25 protein-coding genes and 1 tRNA gene are annotated in these 20,151 nt (G+C 58.1%); 10 read left to right on the top strand and 16 right to left on the bottom strand.

The annotated features are described in order from the left end of the window. Window positions 1–65 precede the first annotated feature (65 nt). On the top strand, window positions 66–2,159 hold the full coding sequence (locus BMZ57_RS03250; protein WP_069672449.1) for a DNA cytosine methyltransferase: 2,094 nt from the start codon (window positions 66–68) through the stop codon (window positions 2,157–2,159). 580 nt (window positions 2,160–2,739) lie between these two features. Further along, entirely contained in the window at window positions 2,740–3,378 is a 639-nt protein-coding gene (locus BMZ57_RS03240; protein WP_021491178.1) for a hypothetical protein, read from the top strand. Window positions 3,379–3,749: 371 nt separating this feature from the next. Here BMZ57_RS03240 and BMZ57_RS29695 read toward each other — a convergent pair whose 3' ends face one another. Continuing rightward, entirely contained in the window at window positions 3,750–4,055 is a 306-nt protein-coding gene (locus BMZ57_RS29695; protein WP_074900392.1) for a hypothetical protein, read from the bottom strand. Window positions 4,056–4,224: 169 nt separating this feature from the next. On the opposite strand from BMZ57_RS29695, the gene BMZ57_RS03225 reads away from it, so the two are divergent. Next, window positions 4,225–5,319 carry a DNA-methyltransferase gene (locus BMZ57_RS03225; protein WP_069672448.1) on the top strand — a complete coding sequence of 365 codons (1,095 nt, stop codon included), beginning with the start codon at window positions 4,225–4,227 and terminating at the stop codon, window positions 5,317–5,319. Between the two features lie 33 nt (window positions 5,320–5,352). Here BMZ57_RS03225 and BMZ57_RS03220 read toward each other — a convergent pair whose 3' ends face one another. After that, complete coding sequence (locus BMZ57_RS03220; RefSeq protein WP_254668476.1) at window positions 5,353–5,544, bottom strand: hypothetical protein; 192 nt, start codon at window positions 5,542–5,544, stop codon at window positions 5,353–5,355. A gap of 181 nt (window positions 5,545–5,725) precedes the next feature. Here BMZ57_RS03220 and BMZ57_RS03215 point away from each other — a divergent pair, with 181 nt between their 5' ends. From BMZ57_RS03215 to BMZ57_RS03205, 4 genes are read left to right on the top strand one after another with little or no spacing between them, the layout of a single operon-like run. After that, a complete protein-coding gene (locus tag BMZ57_RS03215) occupies window positions 5,726–6,085 on the top strand; it encodes a hypothetical protein (protein ID WP_010211486.1) in 360 nt (119 codons plus the stop codon). Between the two features lie 42 nt (window positions 6,086–6,127). Next, a complete protein-coding gene (locus tag BMZ57_RS03210; protein ID WP_069672446.1) occupies window positions 6,128–6,346 on the top strand; it encodes a hypothetical protein in 219 nt (72 codons plus the stop codon). 2 nt (window positions 6,347–6,348) lie between these two features. Beyond that, a complete protein-coding gene (locus BMZ57_RS30100; protein ID WP_254668475.1) occupies window positions 6,349–6,735 on the top strand; it encodes a helix-turn-helix transcriptional regulator in 387 nt (128 codons plus the stop codon). Beyond that, complete coding sequence (locus BMZ57_RS03205) at window positions 6,621–7,784, top strand: tyrosine-type recombinase/integrase (protein ID WP_254668478.1); 1,164 nt, start codon at window positions 6,621–6,623, stop codon at window positions 7,782–7,784. The genes BMZ57_RS30100 and BMZ57_RS03205 overlap by 115 nt, the downstream gene beginning before the upstream one ends. Before the next feature lie 79 nt (window positions 7,785–7,863). Here the strand turns inward: BMZ57_RS03205 and BMZ57_RS03200 are convergent. The 9 genes from BMZ57_RS03200 to thrS form a co-directional block, all read right to left on the bottom strand. Continuing rightward, window positions 7,864–7,940 (bottom strand) — tRNA-Pro (locus BMZ57_RS03200). A gap of 90 nt (window positions 7,941–8,030) precedes the next feature. After that, window positions 8,031–8,387: a MerR family transcriptional regulator gene (locus BMZ57_RS03195; RefSeq protein ID WP_010209127.1), complete on the bottom strand. Its 357-nt coding sequence runs from the start codon at window positions 8,385–8,387 to the stop codon at window positions 8,031–8,033. Beyond that, window positions 8,368–8,670 (bottom strand): integration host factor subunit alpha, encoded by a 303-nt coding sequence (gene ihfA / locus BMZ57_RS03190; RefSeq protein WP_002553164.1) that lies wholly within the window; start codon window positions 8,668–8,670, stop codon window positions 8,368–8,370. The genes BMZ57_RS03195 and ihfA overlap by 20 nt, the downstream gene beginning before the upstream one ends. Before the next feature lie 3 nt (window positions 8,671–8,673). Next, a complete protein-coding gene (pheT, locus tag BMZ57_RS03185) occupies window positions 8,674–11,052 on the bottom strand; it encodes a phenylalanine--tRNA ligase subunit beta (protein ID WP_010209125.1) in 2,379 nt (792 codons plus the stop codon). A gap of 26 nt (window positions 11,053–11,078) precedes the next feature. Further along, on the bottom strand, window positions 11,079–12,095 hold the full coding sequence (pheS, locus tag BMZ57_RS03180) for a phenylalanine--tRNA ligase subunit alpha (protein ID WP_010209123.1): 1,017 nt from the start codon (window positions 12,093–12,095) through the stop codon (window positions 11,079–11,081). Window positions 12,096–12,203: 108 nt separating this feature from the next. Beyond that, on the bottom strand, window positions 12,204–12,560 hold the full coding sequence (gene rplT / locus BMZ57_RS03175; protein WP_002553161.1) for a 50S ribosomal protein L20: 357 nt from the start codon (window positions 12,558–12,560) through the stop codon (window positions 12,204–12,206). Window positions 12,561–12,590: 30 nt separating this feature from the next. Further along, window positions 12,591–12,785 (bottom strand): 50S ribosomal protein L35, encoded by a 195-nt coding sequence (gene rpmI / locus BMZ57_RS03170; protein WP_002553160.1) that lies wholly within the window; start codon window positions 12,783–12,785, stop codon window positions 12,591–12,593. 60 nt (window positions 12,786–12,845) lie between these two features. After that, window positions 12,846–13,397 carry a translation initiation factor IF-3 gene (gene infC, locus BMZ57_RS03165; protein ID WP_169850653.1) on the bottom strand — a complete coding sequence of 184 codons (552 nt, stop codon included), beginning with the start codon at window positions 13,395–13,397 and terminating at the stop codon, window positions 12,846–12,848. Further along, window positions 13,397–15,319: a threonine--tRNA ligase gene (gene thrS, locus BMZ57_RS03160; protein WP_010209120.1), complete on the bottom strand. Its 1,923-nt coding sequence runs from the start codon at window positions 15,317–15,319 to the stop codon at window positions 13,397–13,399. Before thrS ends, infC begins: the two co-directional genes overlap by 1 nt. A gap of 367 nt (window positions 15,320–15,686) precedes the next feature. Here thrS and BMZ57_RS03155 point away from each other — a divergent pair, with 367 nt between their 5' ends. After that, a complete protein-coding gene (locus BMZ57_RS03155) occupies window positions 15,687–16,001 on the top strand; it encodes a hypothetical protein (protein ID WP_021491187.1) in 315 nt (104 codons plus the stop codon). 289 nt (window positions 16,002–16,290) lie between these two features. Continuing rightward, window positions 16,291–16,503, top strand: a complete 213-nt coding sequence (locus tag BMZ57_RS03150; RefSeq protein ID WP_003234260.1) for a cold-shock protein — start codon at window positions 16,291–16,293, stop codon at window positions 16,501–16,503. A 73-nt stretch (window positions 16,504–16,576) separates the two neighbouring features. Here the strand turns inward: BMZ57_RS03150 and BMZ57_RS03145 are convergent, their stop codons facing one another. Together BMZ57_RS03145 and BMZ57_RS03140 are read right to left on the bottom strand one after the other, a co-directional pair. Continuing rightward, on the bottom strand, window positions 16,577–16,894 hold the full coding sequence (locus tag BMZ57_RS03145) for an I78 family peptidase inhibitor (protein WP_010209117.1): 318 nt from the start codon (window positions 16,892–16,894) through the stop codon (window positions 16,577–16,579). A 144-nt stretch (window positions 16,895–17,038) separates the two neighbouring features. Then, entirely contained in the window at window positions 17,039–17,347 is a 309-nt protein-coding gene (locus BMZ57_RS03140) for a hypothetical protein (RefSeq protein WP_029529088.1), read from the bottom strand. A 170-nt stretch (window positions 17,348–17,517) separates the two neighbouring features. Between BMZ57_RS03140 and BMZ57_RS03135 the strand changes: the two genes are divergently transcribed. Next, window positions 17,518–17,730: a hypothetical protein gene (locus tag BMZ57_RS03135; protein WP_010209115.1), complete on the top strand. Its 213-nt coding sequence runs from the start codon at window positions 17,518–17,520 to the stop codon at window positions 17,728–17,730. Window positions 17,731–17,763: 33 nt separating this feature from the next. Here BMZ57_RS03135 and BMZ57_RS03130 read toward each other — a convergent pair whose 3' ends face one another. The 3 genes from BMZ57_RS03130 to rbsK are packed head-to-tail and all read right to left on the bottom strand — an operon-like array spanning window position 17,764 to window position 20,136. Further along, the gene (locus BMZ57_RS03130) at window positions 17,764–18,792 is read right to left on the bottom strand and encodes a nucleoside hydrolase (RefSeq protein ID WP_021491189.1); all 1,029 of its coding nucleotides are present in this window, start codon (window positions 18,790–18,792) and stop codon (window positions 17,764–17,766) included. Between the two features lie 25 nt (window positions 18,793–18,817). Beyond that, entirely contained in the window at window positions 18,818–19,222 is a 405-nt protein-coding gene (rbsD, locus tag BMZ57_RS03125) for a D-ribose pyranase (protein WP_010209113.1), read from the bottom strand. Continuing rightward, complete coding sequence (gene rbsK / locus BMZ57_RS03120) at window positions 19,219–20,136, bottom strand: ribokinase (protein ID WP_010209111.1); 918 nt, start codon at window positions 20,134–20,136, stop codon at window positions 19,219–19,221. Before rbsK ends, rbsD begins: the two co-directional genes overlap by 4 nt. Window positions 20,137–20,151 lie beyond the last annotated feature (15 nt).

Here is a 20,151-nt window from a genome sequence, read left to right as displayed (position 1 = left end):
GGCTCCATGCCGGTCACCCGTAATACCCCATATCAACGAATCACGCCAGCCGGCGAGGATCCCCTATGTCCGCACAACAGAAGAAACACCCCTTCGATTTCAAAACCCAATACGGACTCGGCTTCACCCCTCAGGACGATGAGATCGTTGTCGACTTCTTCTGTGGTGGTGGCGGCGCCGGTACCGGGTTGGAAATGGGCCTGGGCCGCACGGTAAACGTGGCGAAGAACCACAGTCCGCAAGCGATCAGCATGCACACCGTGAATCATCCAAGCGCCAGACACTTCACCACTGACGTGTTCGACGGTGATCCGGACACCGAGTGCGGTGGCAAGGCTTGTGGCTGGTTCCATATGTCGCCTGACTGCACACATCATAGCCAGGCCGCTGGCGGCCAGCCGCGCAAGCGCGAGATCCGAAACCTTTCATGGATCGGCATCAAGTGGGCAGGCATGAAGCGTCCGCGAGTGATCAGCCTAGAAAACGTGAAGCAGATTCTTCAATGGGGCCGATTGATCGCCAAGCGTGACAAGGCCACCGGCCGCGTCGTAACGTTGGATAAGGTTCCCCATCCGACGAAGAAAGGAAAAACCACTAATCGAATTGCGTCTCCCGGAGAACAGGTTCCCGTCTCCAATCAATTTCTGGTGCCGGACCCCAAGCAGCGCGGCCGGACCTGGCGCCGATTCGTGGCCCTGCTGGAAGGCATGGGCTACGTGGTTGAGTGGAAAGTCATCAAGGCTTGCGACTTCGGCGCGCCGACCAGCCGGGAACGCCTGTTCATGATCGCCCGGTGCGACGGCCAGCCAATCGTTTGGCCGAAGCCGACCCACGCCAAGAACCCCACCAAGGGCCAGCAGAAGTGGAAAACGGCTGCTGACTGCATCGACTTCAGCGACCTGGGCAAAAGCATCTTCGGCCGCAAGAAAGACCTGGCCCCGGCCACCCTGCGCCGAGTTGCCAAGGGTATGAAGAAGTTCGTCATCGACAGCGCGGCGCCATTTATCGTGCCGATCGCCAACTGGTCAGGGGAAACGGTGCAGTCGGCCGATGAGCCGCTGCGCACCGTCACTTCCTACCCGAAGGGCGGCGCCTTCTCGGTGGTCAGCCCAATCATCGCGCCGGCCACGCACCAGGGCAGCGACCGAATCAACGACCCGCTCGACCCGTTGCCGACGGTGACCTGCGCCAATCGCGGCGAGCTGACGCTGATCAGCCCCACACTGATTCAGTCGGGGTACGGCGAGCGGCCTGGCCAGGTGCCGCGAGTGCCTGGTCTGGATCAACCACTGGGCACCGTGGTCGCTGGCGGCGTGAAGCACGCTCTCGCAGCCGCGCACCTGGTGAAGTTCCGATTCAACGATGCGGGCAAGGCGCTGGACGAGCCTCTGCCGACCATCACCAGCGGCGGTAACTATCAGCGCCCGGCCGGTGCCGCTCACGCTATGGGCATCTCCACGGTGTTCATGGCCCAGATGAATGGCGGCTTCAACACCACCGACGCCAAGAGCATCGAAGACCCGATGACCACGGTCACAAACACCGGCAGCCAGCAGCAACTAGTGGCGGCGAACCTGGTGCACCTGCGCGGCAACTGCGATGCACGGGACGTGAACGACCCGCTACACACCGTAAGCGCCAGCGGCCAGCACCACGGGCTGGTCAGCGCTTTCATGGAGCGGGCATTCGGCGGCAGCGTGGGCCAGGGCCTGGATCATCCAGCACCAACCATTACTGCTGGTGGCGGGGGCAAGAGCTCACTGGTATCGCTCACGCTCTCGCCAGAACACGAAGCCGGCGCCCTCCGCGTTGCTGCGTTCCTGATCAGCTACTACGGCACGGAGAACATCAGCGCTTGCGACTCGCCGGCGCCGACGATCACCACCAAGGACCGCTTGGCGATGGTCACCGTGATGGTCAAGGGCACGCCCTACGTGATCGTCGACATCTGCCTGCGGATGCTGAAGCCGTCGGAACTGTACAAGGCACAGGGCTTCCCGGCGGACTACATCATCAGCCACGGCGCCGACGGCAAACCGTTCACCAAGACTCAGCAGGTGCACATGTGCGGCAACAGCGTCAGCCCGCCGCCGATGGCAGCGCTGGCACGGGCCAACGACCCATGGCGAACGGAACAACGCCGATCGCAAGCGGCTTGATGATTAGCTTGAACCAGGCGGAATTCCGTCCTTGTTGAAGTCCTTCAAACGCTCCCGCTCTTCCTCAGTCGAGTGCGCCGGGGTTTCTTGCTCGGGTTCTTTACTCTTTTCTTCAGTCATTGCTATGTCCTCTGGGTGGTAGCTGTTTCGGCACCCGGTGGAATCAGCAGTTCAAATCAATCTGCTCCACCGCCCGGGCATGGCCCGGCAAGGACTTCCAATGTCTACGGAAACGCGCAGTTGTCGATAGGAGATCGGCTTAAACGTATAAAAGCCTGGTGACAATATCCGAATTGATTAATGGGGGGCAGGACTCATCCTGCTGATCAGCTATCCACCGACGTGCCAGGTATATATCGAACTCCCAAGGATGCAGCTTAAGCAACTCAATTGCTGTGCCGGTAATCCGGTAGTGTCCACAGGCCGGGCACGAATACTCCTCAACGTCCGGTAGCACTATAGGCGCAACGTTATACCCGCATATATAGCAGCTCATGACTACCCTCCCCGGTAATCGCTGAACTTTAACCGCTCTCTGTCTTCCTTCCAACACCCGGGCTTGGCCCGGCAAGGACTCCCCATGCCTACAGAAAACAAACCGGCTGATCCAAAGCCAACCGGCCTGTCACAAGGTTGGAACCTGACACGCAAGCATGACGGCTTTGTCGTGGGCCACCAGGCGGTGGCATATCCGCCTGACAAAAAGGCGATTGAGCGTGCAGAACGTGACGGCTATGTGTGGGTGCCGTTCCTCGTGCCAGCCGCCCAGCCCGAGGGCGAGCCGGTGGCACATATGCCGGTTGAACGCTGCTACGACGTTCGGGCAAAGATGATCATTGCCTTCAACGAGGCCAAGAAGGCGGGCGGTGATTTGGATGACGCGCTCGACTCCGCATACAAGTCAGCCCTGCGCTATTCGCCTAACCCGCTGAGCGCCGAGCAGGCCGATCGATCACCAGAGGCCTATGCCATCGAGCACGCCGAGTACATGGCCAAGTCAGCCGATGACGTCCTAGCGAAGTTCCAGGCATATGGCCTGGCCCTCTTGGCCGTAGATGAGGGTGGCGACGACGGCAAAGACGAGTTTTTCGAAGCGATCGATACCGCCCGCGGCGATCTGCAGGAATCGCTGGTGGATCTGCGCAGCATGGTTTACGAGTTCCGTAAGCGAAGCGCCAAATCCCGATTAGGAGTACATCCGTACTCCGCTACGCAATAACTCGCCTCCCCCTTAGTCGGAGGAGGGTGTTAACGATTCGGCCGGTCGGCCATCAAACGCTGGCATCGGATCTATCTGAACTCCGGTAAGGATCGAAGCCCAAGCTTCATAAGCCAATTTCTGCCGCATCAAAGCTTCGCTCCATCGTGGACCTGAAACCTCCGCTGCAACCACCAGCATCATCAGCTGGTTTGTGGTTGCGTCTAGATCAAGTAGGTGTTGATGGGCTTTGAATCGAAAATCATCACTGGTATGCATTTTGGACACGCAGTCCCGAGAGGTGCTGGCTCGGAGCTACGAGCCGCTATTCCTATGCACTGAGTATGTCACCGACTCCGGTAGTTAGATACGAATAGCCGCCCCCTTCAAGGTCAGCCGCTGCTTCGACGACGAGCTGGGCTTGAAATAGCGCCTACGTCAGCAGCCAGTTTACGAGCTCGACCGACACCCCAAGCCAATGCCCTGGTCATCGATTCGCGTGGGTGTGAGTCATCAGCCTCTTCATGCAAAGCCATTCCGTCAGGACCATATATCCCGATGAACATTTGTGTTTCACCGGTGCGCGATAGTCTGACCTGCACATCGATGTGAGTCCCATCATTGAAAGTTTCATCGTGTGTTCGGCTGTGGATCTCGGGGTCTGCCCACTCCCAAAAAATATCGCCTCGAAGTCTCATAGGGCCCTCCCGCCCAATCATGTGATGGTCAGTAGAGAACAAAACTAGACCCGTGCAAACGAAGTGCAACCGTGTGGAAACGGTATCTGATAACTGGTCGCAACATCTGTACGAACAAAAATTTTATGTACAACTTTCAGCCGCTATAGCGGCAAGGACGAACTCGCCCATGAAACAACATCGCGTTTTGATCGGCGACTGCATTGAGTCGATGCGGACGCTGCCAGACAAGTCGGTTCAGATGTGCGTGACCAGCCCGCCCTACTACGGGCTACGGGACTACGGCATGGCCGGCCAGATCGGCCTGGAGGAAACACCCGCTGAATTTATCGAGCGCCTGGTTGAAGCGTTCCGCGAAGTGCGCCGGGTTCTGCGCAATGACGGGACAGTTTGGGTGAACATGGGCGACACATACGCATCAATCGCAGGCGGATACGCACCTGGTGGTTCAGCAGGTAAGCACGACATGGTTTCTCAGTCTACGCGCGGCGCGGTGCTGCGGGGCACGCGACGATCACCGCCCGTAGGGCTCAAACAGAAAGACTTGATGGGTATCCCCTGGCGCCTCGCATTCGCCCTTCAAGATGATGGCTGGTACCTGCGCCAGGACATCATTTGGCACAAGCCGAACCCCATGCCTGAGTCCACCAGGGACCGGTGCACAAAATCGCACGAGTACCTGTTTCTCTTGAGCAAGTCACCGCGCTATTACTATGACCAAGATGCGATCAGGGAGCCTGTAGCGCTGAGTTCGATCACACGAATGGCTCAGGATCTCGAGCAACAGCGCGGCAGTGATCGAGTGCCCGGAAAGTCAAACGGCCCAATGAAAGCGGTGCGCAGCAAGCGGGATAGTTTCAAGCGCGATGATTCAAAGCGAGAGCAACCTATCCCAGGGCAGTCACTGGGAACACACCGGCCAGAGCGCGAGGAAAGTGCGTGGCCCTTGGACACTCGTAACAAGCGCAGTGTGTGGACGGTGCCGACGCAAGGTTTCAAGGGGGCGCACTTCGCGACCTTCCCTCCGGACCTGATTAGACCTTGCATCCTGGCCGGCGCGCCACTCGGCGGCATCGTGCTTGACCCTTTCGGCGGTGCCGGCACTACAGCGGTGGTCGCCATGCAGGAAGGTCGCAAATCGATCTTGTGCGAGCTGAACCCGGAATATGCCGCAATGGCTGAACGCCGGATTGCGGCCGCTTGGCTCGACGGCGCGGCGCAGATGGATGTTTTCCGCGATACAGCGCAACACCCAGCAGCCTAACCCCAATCCCCCTAAATGCCTGCCGCCGCAGGCCTATGGCAACTGGCTATCGATCCAGCGCTCAGCAGCGGCCATCGCTTCATCAAGTGCGGCTGGATAGTCCGGCCAGGGCCCGGTCAACTCAGCAGCAACTTCGCCAAGGCCGTCAATTGGTGCGAGCTCGATGATCTTCGCGGCTACCGGTGCGTCGTCGTTCGGACGTCGCCAATCGAACTTGAGAATCATCGTGTGCCCCCGGTACGCGTGTGCGATCGGAAGATCTAGTTGGTGTGGCACGCGCCCTCCTGGCGGCTGGATGGAATGAATACTCGTTTTACACCCATCCGAACGACACAGATATCTAGGCAAAACGCTATTACTCCATCCCCCTACATGCCTGCCGGTTAGCGGCGGGCGAGGTATTCGTATGTCCGACTTTCAAACGGAAACCATGCCCGTAGCGCGCAAGCAGCACCAATGCTGCGAATGCTACGGCCCGATCCAACCTGGCCAGCAGTACCAGCTCATCAGCGGATGCTGGGAGGGCGACATGGCCACCTTCAAAACTTGCTCGTCCTGCGTAGCCGCACGCTCCTGGGCAACCGCCCAGCCTGAATGGGGTGGGGATGGTGAGCACCTCTACTACTTCGGCCAGCTGGAAGAAGACCTCTCGTACCTGGCGCCAGAGATTCGTGCCGGGGACGGCCGACGCTTCAAAGCGTACCGCTTGCAGCTGCATATCACGCGGCGGCGCATGGCTGCATCAGAAGCCCGAAAAGCGGCGTAATCCTAAACCACCTTCTGCCGCCCAGCGCGGCAAGGACACCCCATGTTCGCAACGAAACTCACCCTGATTGTACTGGGCGCTTTGCTGTACCTGGTCGGAACCATCGGCTGGTTCTTCTGGCTCGGTCCTGACCTGCTCGGCACCGGCACAACCGAGGCGCTGCTCTACGCCTTCGCCGGCACATGCGTCTGGCTGCTCATCACCTTCGGCCTGGCCGTTCACATCATCAAAACAGCGCGGCCCACGGCCGGCGGGAGGTAGGCATGGGCGCGCAACAACTGATACCGCGATTCATTCGAGCAAAGGAAGCGCCTGGGTACCTGGGTATGTGCAGGGCAATTTTCGACGAGACCGTCCGGCCCTACGTTAGTGAATTCCCTATCGGTGGCCGAGGTGTCGGGTTTGATCGGCAAGAGCTGGACGACTGGGCCACGGCGTATGTCGAGGCCAAGGCGATTGATAAAAAAGGCGCAACGGAGCAACAATCGCCCCGCAGCGAGCGCCAGAAAGGAGATAAATCATGGCGCGAAAATCGATCACAGGCCTCTCCCAAAGGAAAGGTATCTGGCATATCGACAAGAAAATCAACGGAGAACGACTTTACGAAAGCACTGGAACTGGTGACCGGGAAGAAGCGGAGCGCTACCTGATTTATAGGTTGGAGCAGATCCGGCAACAGAAGGTGTATGGAGTAAAGAAGGTAAGGACGTGGCGGGAGGCGGCAACTCGCTTCCTGCTGGAGTTCAAAGACCAGCCGTCAATCAAGCTATCTGCCCATCACCTTTCACAGCTGGATCCTTTCATTGGCGACATGCCGCTGACCCACATTGATGACCAGGCCCTTGTGCCTTTCATCAAGGACAGGCTGGCGACAAAGAAGCTGGAATGCGGAAAGGTGAAGAAAGGTGTCAGCAACAGAACGGTGAATATCTCGATCGAGCGTGTTGTTCGGGTTTTGTCGTTGTGTGCCAGGAAGTGGCGAGATGATGAGCGTAGGCCGTGGCTGGATAGCGTGCCGATGCTCACGAAACTGGAAGAGAAGAAGTCGAGCCGCAAGCCGTACCCAATGTCGTGGCCGGAGCAATCGATTCTTTTTGGAGAGTTGCCGGCACACCTGCAAACGATGGCGCTGTTCAAGGTGAACACTGGGACGCGGGAGCAGGAGGTTTGCAAGCTGAGGTGGGATTGGGAGATCGCGGTACCGGAACTGGGCACCAGCGTATTTCTGATACCGGCCGACTTCGGTGGCCGGCATGAGCGCTCCGGCGTCAAGAACGGTGACGAGAGGCTGGTGGTGCTGAATAGCGTGGCCAGGTCGATCATTGAAAAGCAGCGCGGTATCAGCAAGGAATGGGTTTTCCCTTACAACGGTACCGCGATGCACCGTATGAACGACTCGGCCTGGAAGAAGGCGCGGGTGAGAGCGGCGAAACTCTGGCAGGAGGAAAACCTTCGCCCCGCTCACCCAGGTTATGCATCCATAAGGATTCACGACCTCAAGCACACATTTGGCCGCCGCCTGCGTGCAGCAGGCGTAACCGAAGAAGATCGCAAGGCCCTGCTGGGGCACAAGAACGGCAGCATCACCAGTCACTACTCGGGCGCTGAACTCGGGCATCTGATCGAAGCTGCGAACATGGTATCAGCAACCGATTCTCGCGGACCGGTCCTGACAATTTTGAAGAGGAAGCAGGCGTGAAAAATAGAGAAGTCACGCAAAAGTCACGCACATGAAAAAGGCCAATGCTGTGAACATTGGCCTAAGTCATTGAAAAATATGGTCGGGACGGAGTGATTCGAACACTCGACCCCTAGCACCCCATGCTAGTGCGCTACCGGACTGCGCTACGCCCCGACTAGGCGTGTTACTGGGTACGCTTCTTGACGAAGCGATCCGGAATATACCGCAAGCTTTTGAAATGTGGAAGTATTTTAAAAGCCGGAATTACTTTTTCAGAACCACCAGCACATCTTCGAGTTCGGCGATCATCTGGCGGATCATTTGTTTGTATTGGGTGGTGTCGTCTTTGGCTTCATCACCGGACATGCGTTGGCGCGCGCCGCTGATGGTGAACCCCTGATCGTACAGCAACGCACGGATCTGTCGGATCATCAGCACATCCTGGCGCTGATAATACCGACGGTTCCCGGTGCGTTTGACGGGGTTGAGTTGAGGAAACTCCTGCTCCCAATAGCGCAGTACGTGCGGTTTTACCGCACAGAGCTCGCTGACTTCACCAATGGTGAAGTAGCGTTTGCCTGGGATGACGGGTAGCTCGTCGTTATGACTTGGTTCCAGCATAAGCCTCAACTCGGGCCTTCAACTTCTGCCCTGGACGAAAGGTGACCACACGGCGAGCCGTGATCGGGATTTCTTCTCCCGTTTTTGGATTGCGGCCAGGCCGCTGGCGTTTGTCCCGCAGGTCAAAATTGCCGAAACCGGACAATTTGACCTGTTCGTTGTCTTCCAGAGCGTGTCTGATCTCTTCAAAAAACAGCTCGACCAATTCCTTGGCCTCGCGCTTGTTCAGACCCAACTCTTCGTACAGACGTTCCGCCATCTCAGCTTTCGTCAAAGCCCCCATACGTCACTTCCTTAACGTGGCGTTCAACCTTTGTTCGAGCGAGGTGAGGATATTTTGTGTCGTGGTATTCACCTCATCGTCATTAAGAGTGCGCGATGGATGCTGCCAGGTCAAGCCAACTGCAAGGCTTTTTCTATGCGGATCAATACCTTTACCCTGATAGACGTCAAATAGCCTGAGGTCTGTCAGCCATTCCCCTGCATTTTCACGGATTACCTCCAGAACGGCAGTGGCGGCCACTTCACGGTCGGCGATCAGGGCCAGGTCACGGCGCACTTCAGGGAAGCGCGACAACTCGCTGAATTTAGGCATCTTGCCAGAGGCCACTTCAGCCAGAACCAGCTCAAACACGAAGACCGGACGGTCGAGACCGAGGGTTTTCGACAGCTCAGGGTGAATGGCACCGACGAAGCCTACCAGGCGACCTTCGCGCTCGATGCGCGCAGTCTGGCCAGGGTGCAATGCAGGATGGCTGCCCGGTACGAAGGTGAAGGCATCCAGAGCACCCGCAAAACCCAACACCGCTTCCACGTCAGCCTTGACGTCGAAGAAGTCCACAGCGTCGCGACCCTGTGCCCAACCTTCCGGCAGACGGCTGCCGCAAACCACGCCAGCCAGCATCGGCTCTTGCTTCAGGCCGTCCAACTGACCGACGAAGCGCAGGCCGCTTTCGAACATGCGCACACGGTCTTGCTGACGGTTCAGGTTGTGGGAAAGCGCTTTCACCAAACCTGGCCACAGGGACGAACGCATGGCCGCCATGTCGTTGGAGATCGGGTTGGCCAACAGCAGCGGCTCGACGCCTGGGTTGAACAGCTCGAACTGCTTGGGATCGATGAAGCTGTAGGTCACCGCTTCCTGGTAGCCACGGGCAACCAGCAGACGACGCAACTCGGGCAAGTGCGCACGCGCCTCGGCCTTGGGTTGTGGCGCCAGGCGCGCTTGCGGGTAACGAACCGGCAGACGGTTGTAGCCGTAGAGGCGAGCCAATTCTTCGATCAGGTCAACTTCCAGACTGATATCGAAGCGATGGCTTGGCACTTCAACGGTCCACTGCCCTTCCCCGCCTGCGGAAATACCCAGGCCGAGGGCGGACAACAGTTGTTCGATTTCAGCCGGCTCGATCACCAGGCCAAGCATCTGCTCGACACTTTTGGCACGCAGGGTGATCGGCGCAACAGACGGCAGGTACTGCTCGTTCACAGTTTCGGTGATCGGGCCGGCTTCGCCACCGGTGATTTCCAGCAGCAGGCCAGTGGCGCGCTCCATGGCTTCACGCGCCAGCTTCCAGTCCACACCGCGCTCATAGCGGTGCGATGCATCGGTGTGCAGGCCGTAGGAGCGGGCCTTGCCGGCGATGGCGATCTGGTCGAAGAACGCACTCTCAAGGAATATATCGCGAGTGGTCGCGGACACGCCGCTGTGCTCGCCCCCCATCACGCCGGCAATCGCCAGGGCGCGGGAGTGGTCTGCAATCACCAGGGTATCGGCACGCAGGCTGACTTCCTGGCCATCGAGCAGCACCAGCTTCTCGCCTTCTTCGGCCAGGCGCACGCGGATGCCGCCGTTGATTTCGGCAAGATCAAAAGCGTGCAGCGGCTGGCCCAGCTCCAGCATCACGTAGTTGGTGATATCGACGGCAGCGTCGATGCTGCGCACGTCGGCGCGACGCAAGCGCTCAACCATCCACAGAGGGGTTGGCTTGGACAGGTCGACGTTGCGGATCACGCGACCCAGGTAGCGCGGGCAAGCGTTGGGCGCCAGCACTTCGATCGAGCGTACTTCGTCGTGCACCGCAGGCACGGCGGCGACGACTGGGCGGGTGACCGGGGCGTTATACAGCGCTCCGACTTCACGGGCCAAGCCAGCCAGGGACAGGCAGTCACCGCGGTTCGGGGTCAGGTCGACCTCAATGCTGGCGTCTTCCAGCTCCAGGTAAACACGGATGTCCTGGCCCACTGGCGCATCGGCCGGCAGTTCCATCAGGCCATCGTTGCCCTCGCCTACCTGCAGCTCTGCCTGGGAGCACAGCATGCCGTTGGACTCGACGCCGCGCAGCTTGGCCTTCTTGATCTTGAAGTCGCCCGGCAGCTCGGCACCGATCATGGCGAACGGGATCTTCAGGCCCGGGCGCACATTGGGCGCTCCGCACACGACCTGGAAGGTTTCCGCGCCATTGCTGACCTGGCATACACGCAGCTTGTCGGCGTCAGGGTGCTGCTCGGTGCTCAGCACCTCACCCACCACCACGCCACTGAAGACACCGGCGGCCGGGGTAACGCTATCGACCTCAAGACCGGCCATCGACAGACGAGCAACCAGCTCGTCACGATCTACCTGCGGGCTTACCCAGCCACGCAGCCATTGTTCACTGAATTTCATCCTGCTCTCCTAAAGATTCGTTACGACTAGCGAAATTGCGCGAGGAACCGCAAGTCGTTGTCGAAGAACAGACGCAAGTCGTTCACGCCGTAACGCAGCATGGCCAGACGCTCAACGCCCATGCCGAAGGCAAAGCCCGAGAACTCTTCCGGATCGATGCCGGACATGCGCAGCACGTTAGGGTGAACCATGCCGCAGCCCATCACTTCCAGCCAGCCGGTCTGCTTGCAGACGCGGCAGCCTTTACCGCTGCACATCACACATTCCATGTCGACTTCAGCGGATGGCTCGGTGAACGGGAAGAACGATGGACGGAACCGCACCGCCAGCTCCTTCTCGAAGAACACCCGCAGGAATTCTTCAATGGTGCCTTTGAGGTCGGCGAAGTTGATGTCGCGATCAACCAGCAGGCCTTCGACCTGGTGGAACATCGGCGAGTGGGTGATATCGGAGTCGCTGCGGTACACACGGCCTGGGCAGACAATGCGGATCGGCGGCTTGTTCGCTTCCATGGTGCGGACCTGTACCGGCGAGGTATGGGTGCGCAACAGCATGTTCGCGTTGAAATAGAAGGTGTCGTGCATCGACCGGGCCGGGTGGTGGCCTGGGATGTTGAGCGCCTCGAAGTTGTGATAATCGTCTTCGACCTCAGGGCCTTCGGCAATGCCGTAGCCGATGTGGGTGAAGAACTGCTCGATACGTTCCAGAGTCCGGGTGATCGGATGCAGACCGCCCGAGGCCTGGCCGCGACCAGGCAGGGTTACATCAATGGACTCGGCGGCGAGTTTGGCCGCGAGATCGGCCTCCTCCATGGTCGCCTTGCGCGCATTGAGCACCTCTGTGACACGCTCCTTGGCGACGTTGATCAGCGCACCGACTTGCGGACGCTCTTCAGCCGGCAAATTCCCCAGGGTCTTCATCACCTGAGTCAATTCACCTTTTTTGCCAAGGTAGTGAACCCGGATTTGCTCCAGGGCATTTACATCTTCAGCGCTTTGCACAGCCTCAAGGGCTTGGGCGACGAGCGCGTCCAGGTTTTCCATGTACAGACTCCAGATACAAAATAGGGGAAGAGCTTGAAGGCTCTTCCCCTATTTATGACGTTTAACACCTTGGGCTACAGCGTAACCCAAGGTGACTGTCGGGGGTACTTAAGCCAAGGTGGCTTTAGCTTTCTCGACAATCGCAGCAAACGCCGCTTTTTCGTTCACTGCCAGATCAGCCAGAACCTTACGGTCGATCTCGATGGACGCTTTTTTCAGGCCAGCGATGAAACGGCTGTAGGACAGACCGTTAACACGTGCACCAGCGTTGATACGAGCGATCCACAGAGCGCGGAACTGACGTTTTTTCTGACGACGGTCACGGTAGGCGTATTGGCCTGCCTTGATTACCGCTTGCTTGGCAACACGGAATACGCGTGAACGCGCGCCGTAGTAGCCTTTAGCAAGTTTCAGAATTTTTTTGTGACGTTTACGGGCAATGACGCCACGCTTTACACGAGCCATGAGTTACTTCCTCTATTCTTGATCCAAAAATTAACGAAGGCGCAGCATGCGCTCGACTTTTGCCACGTCAGACGGATGCAGCAAGCTGCTACCGCGCAGTTGACGCTTACGCTTGGTCGACATTTTGGTCAGGATGTGGCTCTTGAAAGCGTGCTTGTGCTTGATACCGTTAGCAGTTTTCAGAAACCGCTTAGCAGCACCACTTTTAGTCTTCATCTTTGGCATGTTCGGATACTCCGCATTCAGTTGATAAACATAATCAGAAGGCCTGCCGTGCCCTGTTGATTACTTCTTCTTTTTCGGGGCGATGACCATAATCAGCTGGCGTCCTTCCATCTTAGGATGCTGCTCGACGGAACCGTACTCCAGCAGGTCAGCTTCAACCCGCTTGAGGAGTTCCATCCCCAGCTCCTGGTGGGCCATCTCACGGCCGCGGAATCGCAAGGATACCTTGGCCCTGTCCCCATCACTCAGGAAACGTACCAGGTTGCGCAGTTTTACCTGGTAATCCCCTTCCTCCGTCCCTGGACGAAACTTGATTTCTTTTACTTGAATCTGCTTCTGGTTCTTCTTCGCCGCAGCAATCTGCTTCTTCTTTTCGAAGATCGACTTGCCGTAGTCCATCACCCGGCAAACAGGCGGGACTGCGTCGGCGGAGATTTCCACCAGGTCCAATTTGGACTCTTCAGCGATACGAAGCGCTTCATCAATCGAGACGATGCCAATCTGCTCGCCGTCAGCGCCAATTAACCGAACCTCGCGTGCCGAGATATTCTCGTTGATCGGGGCTTTCGGTGCAGCTCGTTTATCTTGTCTCATTTCACGCTTAATAATAATTACTCCGAATCTGGGCGACCACGCCGGGAAACCGCTTGCGCGAGGAACTCAGCGAACTGGGCGACGGGCATCGAGCCCAGGTCAGCACCTTCACGAGTACGCACAGCGACAGTCTGCATCTCGACTTCCCGATCTCCGATAACCAAAAGATAGGGAACCTTGAGCAAAGTATGCTCGCGGATTTTAAAGCCGATCTTTTCATTTCTCAAGTCGGACTTGGCACGAAATCCGCTTTCGTTGAGTGTTTTTTCAACTTCAGCGGCAAAATCTGCCTGTTTATCAGTGATATTCATGATCACTGCCTGGGTCGGAGCCAGCCACGCAGGGAATGCACCCTCGTAGTGCTCGATCAGGATCCCGACGAACCGTTCGAACGAGCCGAGGATCGCCCGGTGCAGCATGACCGGGTGTTTACGGCTGTTGTCTTCGGACACGTATTCGGCGCCCAGACGGATCGGCAGGTTAAAATCGAGCTGCAGGGTACCACACTGCCAGACGCGGCCAAGGCAATCTTTCAGTGAGAACTCGATCTTCGGACCGTAGAAAGCGCCCTCGCCCGGCTGCAGATCGTACGCAAGGCCCGCGCTGTCGAGCGCAGCGGCCAGTGCAGCTTCGGCGCGATCCCACAGCTCATCGGAACCGACGCGTTTTTCCGGACGAGTGGACAGCTTCATCTCGACGTCGGTAAAGCCGAAATCGCGATAAACGTCCATGGTCAGCTTGATGAACGCGGCGGATTCAGCCTGCATCTGCTCTTCGGTGCAGAAGATGTGGGCGTCGTCCTGGGTAAAGCCACGCACGCGCATGATGCCGTGTAGCGCACCCGATGGCTCGTTACGGTGGCAGGCACCGAACTCGGCCAGGCGCATCGGCAACTCGCGGTAGCTTTTCAGGCCCTGGTTGAACACCTGCACGTGGCAAGGGCAGTTCATCGGCTTGATGGCGTAGTCGCGGTTTTCCGACTGCGTGGTGAACATGTTGTCGGCGTAGTTGGCCCAGTGCCCGGACTTTTCCCAGAGGCTACGGTCAACGACCTGGGGAGTCTTGATCTCCAGGTAACCGTTCTCGCGCTGTACTTTGCGCATGTACTGCTCAAGCACCTGGTACAGGGTCCAGCCGTTCGGATGCCAGAACACCATGCCCGGCGCTTCTTCCTGGAGGTGGAACAGGTTCAGGCGCTTGCCGATCTTGCGGTGGTCGCGCTTCTCGGCTTCTTCGATGCGCTGGATATAGGCCGCCAGCTGCTTCTTGTCAGCCCAGGCAGTGCCGTAGATCCGTTGCAGTTGCTCGTTCTTCGCGTCGCCACGCCAGTAGGCGCCGGACAGCTTGGTCAGCTTGAACGACTTGAGGAAGCGCGTGTTCGGCACGTGCGGGCCACGGCACATGTCGACGTATTCTTCGTGGTAGTACAGGCCCATGGCCTGCTCGTCCGGCATGTCTTCCACCAGGCGCAGCTTGTAGTCTTCGCCACGGGCGGTGAACACGTCGATCACTTCGGCGCGCGGCGTGACTTTCTTGATCACGTCGTAATCTTTCTCGATCAGCGCATGCATGCGCTGCTCGATGGCTGCCAGGTCGTCCGGGGTGAAAGGACGCTCGTAGGCGATGTCGTAATAGAAGCCTTCTTCAATGACCGGACCGATCACCATCTTCGCCGTTGGGTACAGCTGCTTGACCGCATGGCCAATCAGGTGCGCGCAAGAGTGGCGAATGATCTCCAGCCCCTCTTGATCCTTGGGCGTGATGATTTGCAGGCTGGCGTCGCGAGTGATCAGGTCGCTGGCGTCGACGAGCTTGCCGTCAACCTTGCCAGCCACGGTGGCCTTGGCCAGGCCAGCACCAATGGATGCGGCGACCTCGGCTACGGAAACCGAATGATCGAATGAACGTTGACTGCCGTCGGGAAGAGTAATAGTTGGCATGGCGCCTCCTCTCCTAGTGGTGACCCCTACCAAAGGTCACGTGGGTTGGGATGAGCCAGTACAAGATCCAACACCAGGCCGCTCAGTAATGAACGCCTGCCTTACAGCGGCAGGAGCCTTTCGGCCAACCGATAATCGAACCAGAGTGACTGGAGTGAGCTAAAAAGAATATGGCAAGGCGGCAATTGGCGCGCCTGGAAATAGCCAAGCGCAAGATCCTAGCACAGATGAACGGTCATCGCGGCGCTGCTATCTTGCGTAACGACAAAATCCGGCCTTTATAGCTGCAAAAGTGAACTTGAGCTGTACGCACTACCTCAAACCCACTGAGAATCGCCGTTCGTCCTCGACCCAAAGGAGCATCCTCATGATGCGTTTTACCTCTACTCTCGCTCTCGCCGCTTCCCTGACTGTTCTTTCCCTGGGCGCGCAGGCAGCAGCCCCGTCCAACTGGCCAGCCGGTGCTCGCGATAGCTTCGTCAGCGATTGCAGCGCAGCTGCCAGCCAGAACGTAGACGTCAAAACTGCCAAAGCCCACTGCGAATGTGGCGCCGACAAGATCAACGCCGAATTGAGCACTGCCGAAATCAAGGAACTGATGACCAATCAGAACGCCAGCCCGGAGCTTAAAAACAAAGCGGTCGCGGCTATTTCGTCCTGCAAAGTGGTGAAGAAAAAGTAAGATTTGCGGCTGATCACACAGCTGTTTTGCCGAAAAAATGGCCCGAAAACTGCCATTTCGCACAAATTACACAGCTTTTACGGCTTTTTTTACTAGCTGATATTTCGAGCCAAAGCCCCGTAATTCGGGGCTTTCAGCCGACCAAAGCACTTAATGCGACGCTATTGATTAGCAAACAATGCCTTGGGGGGGCTCCCAAGTCGAACATTTCGACTATGATAGCCCGGTGTGCCCAGTTGGCCTGAGCAGCACAGCACTACTGAAAATATATGTTTCTTGGAGATACACCATGTCTAATCGCCAAACCGGCACCGTTAAATGGTTCAACGATGAAAAAGGCTTCGGCTTCATCACTCCTCAAGGTGGCGGTGACGACCTGTTCGTACACTTCAAAGCTATCGAAAGCGACGGTTTCAAAAGCCTGAAAGAAGGCCAAACCGTTTCCTTCGTGGCTGAGAAAGGCCAAAAGGGTATGCAAGCTGCACAGGTTCGCGGCGAGTAATTCTCCGCTGAGCTAAAAAAACCCCGTCCATGTGACGGGGTTTTTTATGGGCGCTGCTAAAGCCTGGAGCGGTTTACCCGCAATTGACCCGCGTGATCACCAGGTTATCGTCGGTGTTCAGATTCAAGCGGTCGGAGCGGTACTCCAGCGTGATCATATCGTTAGGCTTGAGGATGCGTGCGTTCTGGGCACCGGCACGGGTACGGGCCTGCTCCAGCAACTGGGGCGAGGCTTTCTGGCCGATGGTGAATTCGGCGGCCTTCGACTCACAGCGGCTATGACCGGCATCGGCCACGGCGTCTTTGGCTGGCTCAGAGGCGCCCTGGGTGCTGCAACCCGCCAACGCGAGCGCTGCCAACAAAGTACCGAATGATGCGAGCTTCCAAGGCATGAAGCCTCCTATGATAAAAAATGGACAGAGATCGTGCGACAGCGATTGGGCGGATTGGTTTCAAGACGTAAACCGCCGCTGGGCAAGTCTGCCTGACTCTGGGCAGGCATTCGCCCGGTCAATCGTGACCAGATATGAATGTGTTCAGTAGATGTCGATGTAGTCGAACGCCGGCTTCGGCCAGTTTTCCTTCAGCGCATTGAAAATCTGCGTCACCCAGACTTCATCGCTGGCGGCCACATTACCTACGTATCCAGAGCCTTTTGCCCAGGTCTCCAGGCGGAACAGCAGCCCGTCGATATCCACACCACCTACCACCCTCCCAGAGGAGATATAGGCGATTCCGGCCTTGGTCACGCGCAACTGGGTATGTTCGTCGTCGCTGGCACTGGCGAGCAGCAGGCGCACATTTCCCAATGTCAGGTTCTCGGGATTGTTCAAATCGATCTGCACGTGGTGTCCCCGGCAATTAAACAGGCGAACAGTGTCGCACAGCGTCGCCGTCATTCCGAATCGCCTCATGCCTAAGTATCAGTGCCAAACGCGGTACAAAATGGTTAACTGGCCCGGTAAGAACCGCGTTCCAGCGCATTGCCCAGTACTCTCAACCCCGCGAGACAGTCATGACCACCGTAACGCTCCAAGCCGACATCAAAGCCAAGTGGCCACAAGGACAAAGCTCCTACAGTCCTGGCAGCCCAGAGGAATTGGCAATCATTGGTATCGACCTACTGGTCAAGGAACTGGGCACGCAGGCGGCGCAAGCGTTTATCGGCCAGATATTCGAAAAGTATCCGGCCGATCACATGGGGGCACACGACCCCGAGCGCGAATAAGAACCGGCCAGCGAACGCCGACCGGTCAACCCCTTACTTCAGGCGCGCCAGGCGCTCAGTCAACAGATCGAAGAAGCCCTGCGCGTCGCCATTCTCAACCCAGAACACATTCTTGTCCTGCTTCAGGCCGTCGTACCAATCGACGATGGTCTGGCCGAAGGTCGGGCCCTCACGGCTATCCACCACCATATTGGCCTGACGACCACTGAACAGCGAAGGCTTGAGCAGGTAGGCGATGACGGTAGCGTCATGCACCGGGCCGCCAGGAATGCCGTAGTGCTCCATGTCGCCCTTGACGTATTCGTTAAGAATATCGCCCACCACCTTGCTCGCGTTGTTCTTGATGTCGGCGATCTTTTTCAAGCGTGCTTCGCTGGTCAGCACCTTGTGGGTCACGTCCAGCGGCAGATAGGTCAGCTTTACGCCGCTCTTGAGCACAATCTCGGCTGCAACCGGGTCGGCGAACAGGTTGAACTCCGCCACCGGGGTGATATTGCCGCCATTGAAGTGCGCACCGCCCATCACCACCACTTCCTTGATGCCTTGGGTGATTTCCGGCGCCTGGGTCAATGCCAGCGCCAGGTTGGTCTGCGGGCCAAGCATGGCGATGGTGATACTGTGAGGCTTGGCGGTGCTGAGGGTCTTGATCAGGTAATCAACGGCATTGCCGTCCGCCAGGCCCTTTTTGGGCTCATGTACGGTGACACCGGAAATACCTTCCTTGCCATGGATGTTCTCGGCGTAGATCGGTTTGCGCAGAAGAGGTGCCGGCGCACCGGCGTACACCGGGATTTCTTCCCGCCCTGCCCACTCACGGGCCAGCCGGGCGTTACGGGAGGTCTTGTCCAGGCGAACGTTGCCGGCGACGGTGGTCAGCGCGCGGATGTTCAGCTCATCCGGAGAGGCCATGGCGAACAGCAAGGCCACCACGTCATCAGCGCCGGGGTCGGTGTCGATGATCAGATCGATCTTTTCCGCCGCCTGGGCGCTTGCAGCAGTGAGTGCGGACAAAAGCAGAACACTCCGGAACAGGTTTTTCAGGGTTGGAAGACTACATTGCATAAAACACTCCTTGTCGTTGAGAACGCTAGAACGTTACGCCGGACACCAGCGCGATATTGCAGTAAGGCTGGCATTCGCCAGTGCGCACCACGGCGCGTGCCTTGCGGCTGAGCTGTTTGAATTCTTCATGGCTGACCAGGCGCCGCTCACCGAGGGCGGTCTGTTCTGTGAGTGCGTTGAGTTCAGCCAGTGCCGGCGGTTGCTTGAGCAGGATTTCTTCGGCCAACACATGGCTCTCCACTTGCATTTCACTGAGCACGATACGCAAGGTGCTGATGAAATCCGGGATGCCCTGGGTCAACGCCAGGTCAATCAGCTCGACGCCCGGCGGCACCGGCAGGCCGGCATCACCGATCACCAGGATGTCACCGTGCCCCAGAGAGGCGATCACGCGCGACAGGGCGATATTGAGCAGAGGTGTCTTTTTCATGAGGGCACAAAACCTTGTACGTCGTGCAGCGTTGGAATAGAGGGCTGTGCACCGGCACGGGTGACCGACAGTGCCGCCGCGACCTGGCCAAAACGGATGGCCTCGGCCTCGCTTTTGCCGTTGGCCAACGCCGCGGCAAAGCCACCAACAAAGGTGTCCCCCGCAGCCGTGGTGTCGACTGCCTTGACCTTCGGCGCCTGCAAATGCTCAAAGCGCTGGCCGTCGGTAAACAGCGCGCCCTGAGCCCCCAGGGTGACGATGACTTTGCCGGCGCCCGCCTGAATCAATTGGGTCGCAGCCACTTTGGCAGCGTCAATCGAATCGACTGTCACGCCGCTGAGTGCGGAGGCCTCACTTTCATTGGGGATCAAATAGTCGATCGATGCATACCACTCAGCCGGTAATGGACCGCTGGCCGGAGCCGGGTTGAGGATCACCGTCTTACCCAGCTCACGGCCGCGCTTGAGCGCATAGCCCACCGTATTCATCGGGACTTCCAGCTGGCAGACGATCACGTCAGCCGCCTGCAATACTGCGTCGAACGCCTGCAACGACGCAGGCGTCAGTTCGCCGTTACTGCCCGCCACGATCACAATCGCGTTCTGGCTGCTGTCATCGACCACGATCAGGGCCACGCCACTGGAGCCGTCCACGGTGCTAACGGCCTGGCAATCGATGCCTTCCACCAGCAATGCCTCGCGCAACTGACTGCCATAGGCATCGCTGCCAACGCAGCCAATCATTGAAACATCGGCCCCCAAGCGTGCCGAAGCTACAGCCTGGTTCGCGCCCTTACCGCCAGGCACCGTGGAAAACGTTTGGCCGATCAGCGTTTCACCGGCACGCGGCAGCCGGCTGGCGCGGGTCACCAGGTCCATGTTCAAGCTGCCTACTACCACTACTTTTGCTGGCATACATCAGTACTCATC

The sequence above is a fragment of the Pseudomonas simiae genome (assembly GCF_900111895.1).
GTDB lineage: Bacteria > Pseudomonadota > Gammaproteobacteria > Pseudomonadales > Pseudomonadaceae > Aquipseudomonas > Aquipseudomonas simiae.
The sequence above is the reverse complement of the archived record's forward strand: the minus strand, read 5'-3'. Positions and strand labels throughout refer to the sequence as shown.

Excerpts from the sequence above, each read along its gene's own strand:
- rbsD (WP_010209113.1), bottom strand. The coding sequence starts at position 19,222 with ATGAAAAAGACACCTCTGCTCAATATCGCCCTGTCGCGCGTGATCGCC.
- BMZ57_RS03225 (WP_069672448.1), top strand. The coding sequence starts at position 4,225 with ATGAAACAACATCGCGTTTTGATCGGCGACTGCATTGAGTCGATGCGG.
- BMZ57_RS03155 (WP_021491187.1), top strand. The coding sequence starts at position 15,687 with ATGATGCGTTTTACCTCTACTCTCGCTCTCGCCGCTTCCCTGACTGTT.
- rbsK (WP_010209111.1), bottom strand. The coding sequence starts at position 20,136 with ATGCCAGCAAAAGTAGTGGTAGTAGGCAGCTTGAACATGGACCTGGTG.
- BMZ57_RS30100 (WP_254668475.1), top strand. The coding sequence starts at position 6,349 with ATGGGCGCGCAACAACTGATACCGCGATTCATTCGAGCAAAGGAAGCG.
- BMZ57_RS03210 (WP_069672446.1), top strand. The coding sequence starts at position 6,128 with ATGTTCGCAACGAAACTCACCCTGATTGTACTGGGCGCTTTGCTGTAC.
- BMZ57_RS03215 (WP_010211486.1), top strand. The coding sequence starts at position 5,726 with ATGTCCGACTTTCAAACGGAAACCATGCCCGTAGCGCGCAAGCAGCAC.
- BMZ57_RS03240 (WP_021491178.1), top strand. The coding sequence starts at position 2,740 with ATGCCTACAGAAAACAAACCGGCTGATCCAAAGCCAACCGGCCTGTCA.
- BMZ57_RS03150 (WP_003234260.1), top strand. The coding sequence starts at position 16,291 with ATGTCTAATCGCCAAACCGGCACCGTTAAATGGTTCAACGATGAAAAA.
- BMZ57_RS29695 (WP_074900392.1), bottom strand. The coding sequence starts at position 4,055 with ATGAGACTTCGAGGCGATATTTTTTGGGAGTGGGCAGACCCCGAGATC.
- BMZ57_RS03220 (WP_254668476.1), bottom strand. The coding sequence starts at position 5,544 with ATGATTCTCAAGTTCGATTGGCGACGTCCGAACGACGACGCACCGGTA.
- BMZ57_RS03250 (WP_069672449.1), top strand. The coding sequence starts at position 66 with ATGTCCGCACAACAGAAGAAACACCCCTTCGATTTCAAAACCCAATAC.
- pheS (WP_010209123.1), bottom strand. The coding sequence starts at position 12,095 with ATGGAAAACCTGGACGCGCTCGTCGCCCAAGCCCTTGAGGCTGTGCAA.
- pheT (WP_010209125.1), bottom strand. The coding sequence starts at position 11,052 with ATGAAATTCAGTGAACAATGGCTGCGTGGCTGGGTAAGCCCGCAGGTA.
- BMZ57_RS03145 (WP_010209117.1), bottom strand. The coding sequence starts at position 16,894 with ATGCCTTGGAAGCTCGCATCATTCGGTACTTTGTTGGCAGCGCTCGCG.
- thrS (WP_010209120.1), bottom strand. The coding sequence starts at position 15,319 with ATGCCAACTATTACTCTTCCCGACGGCAGTCAACGTTCATTCGATCAT.
- BMZ57_RS03135 (WP_010209115.1), top strand. The coding sequence starts at position 17,518 with ATGACCACCGTAACGCTCCAAGCCGACATCAAAGCCAAGTGGCCACAA.
- BMZ57_RS03130 (WP_021491189.1), bottom strand. The coding sequence starts at position 18,792 with ATGCAATGTAGTCTTCCAACCCTGAAAAACCTGTTCCGGAGTGTTCTG.
- BMZ57_RS03195 (WP_010209127.1), bottom strand. The coding sequence starts at position 8,387 with ATGCTGGAACCAAGTCATAACGACGAGCTACCCGTCATCCCAGGCAAA.
- ihfA (WP_002553164.1), bottom strand. The coding sequence starts at position 8,670 with ATGGGGGCTTTGACGAAAGCTGAGATGGCGGAACGTCTGTACGAAGAG.
- rplT (WP_002553161.1), bottom strand. The coding sequence starts at position 12,560 with ATGGCTCGTGTAAAGCGTGGCGTCATTGCCCGTAAACGTCACAAAAAA.
- rpmI (WP_002553160.1), bottom strand. The coding sequence starts at position 12,785 with ATGCCAAAGATGAAGACTAAAAGTGGTGCTGCTAAGCGGTTTCTGAAA.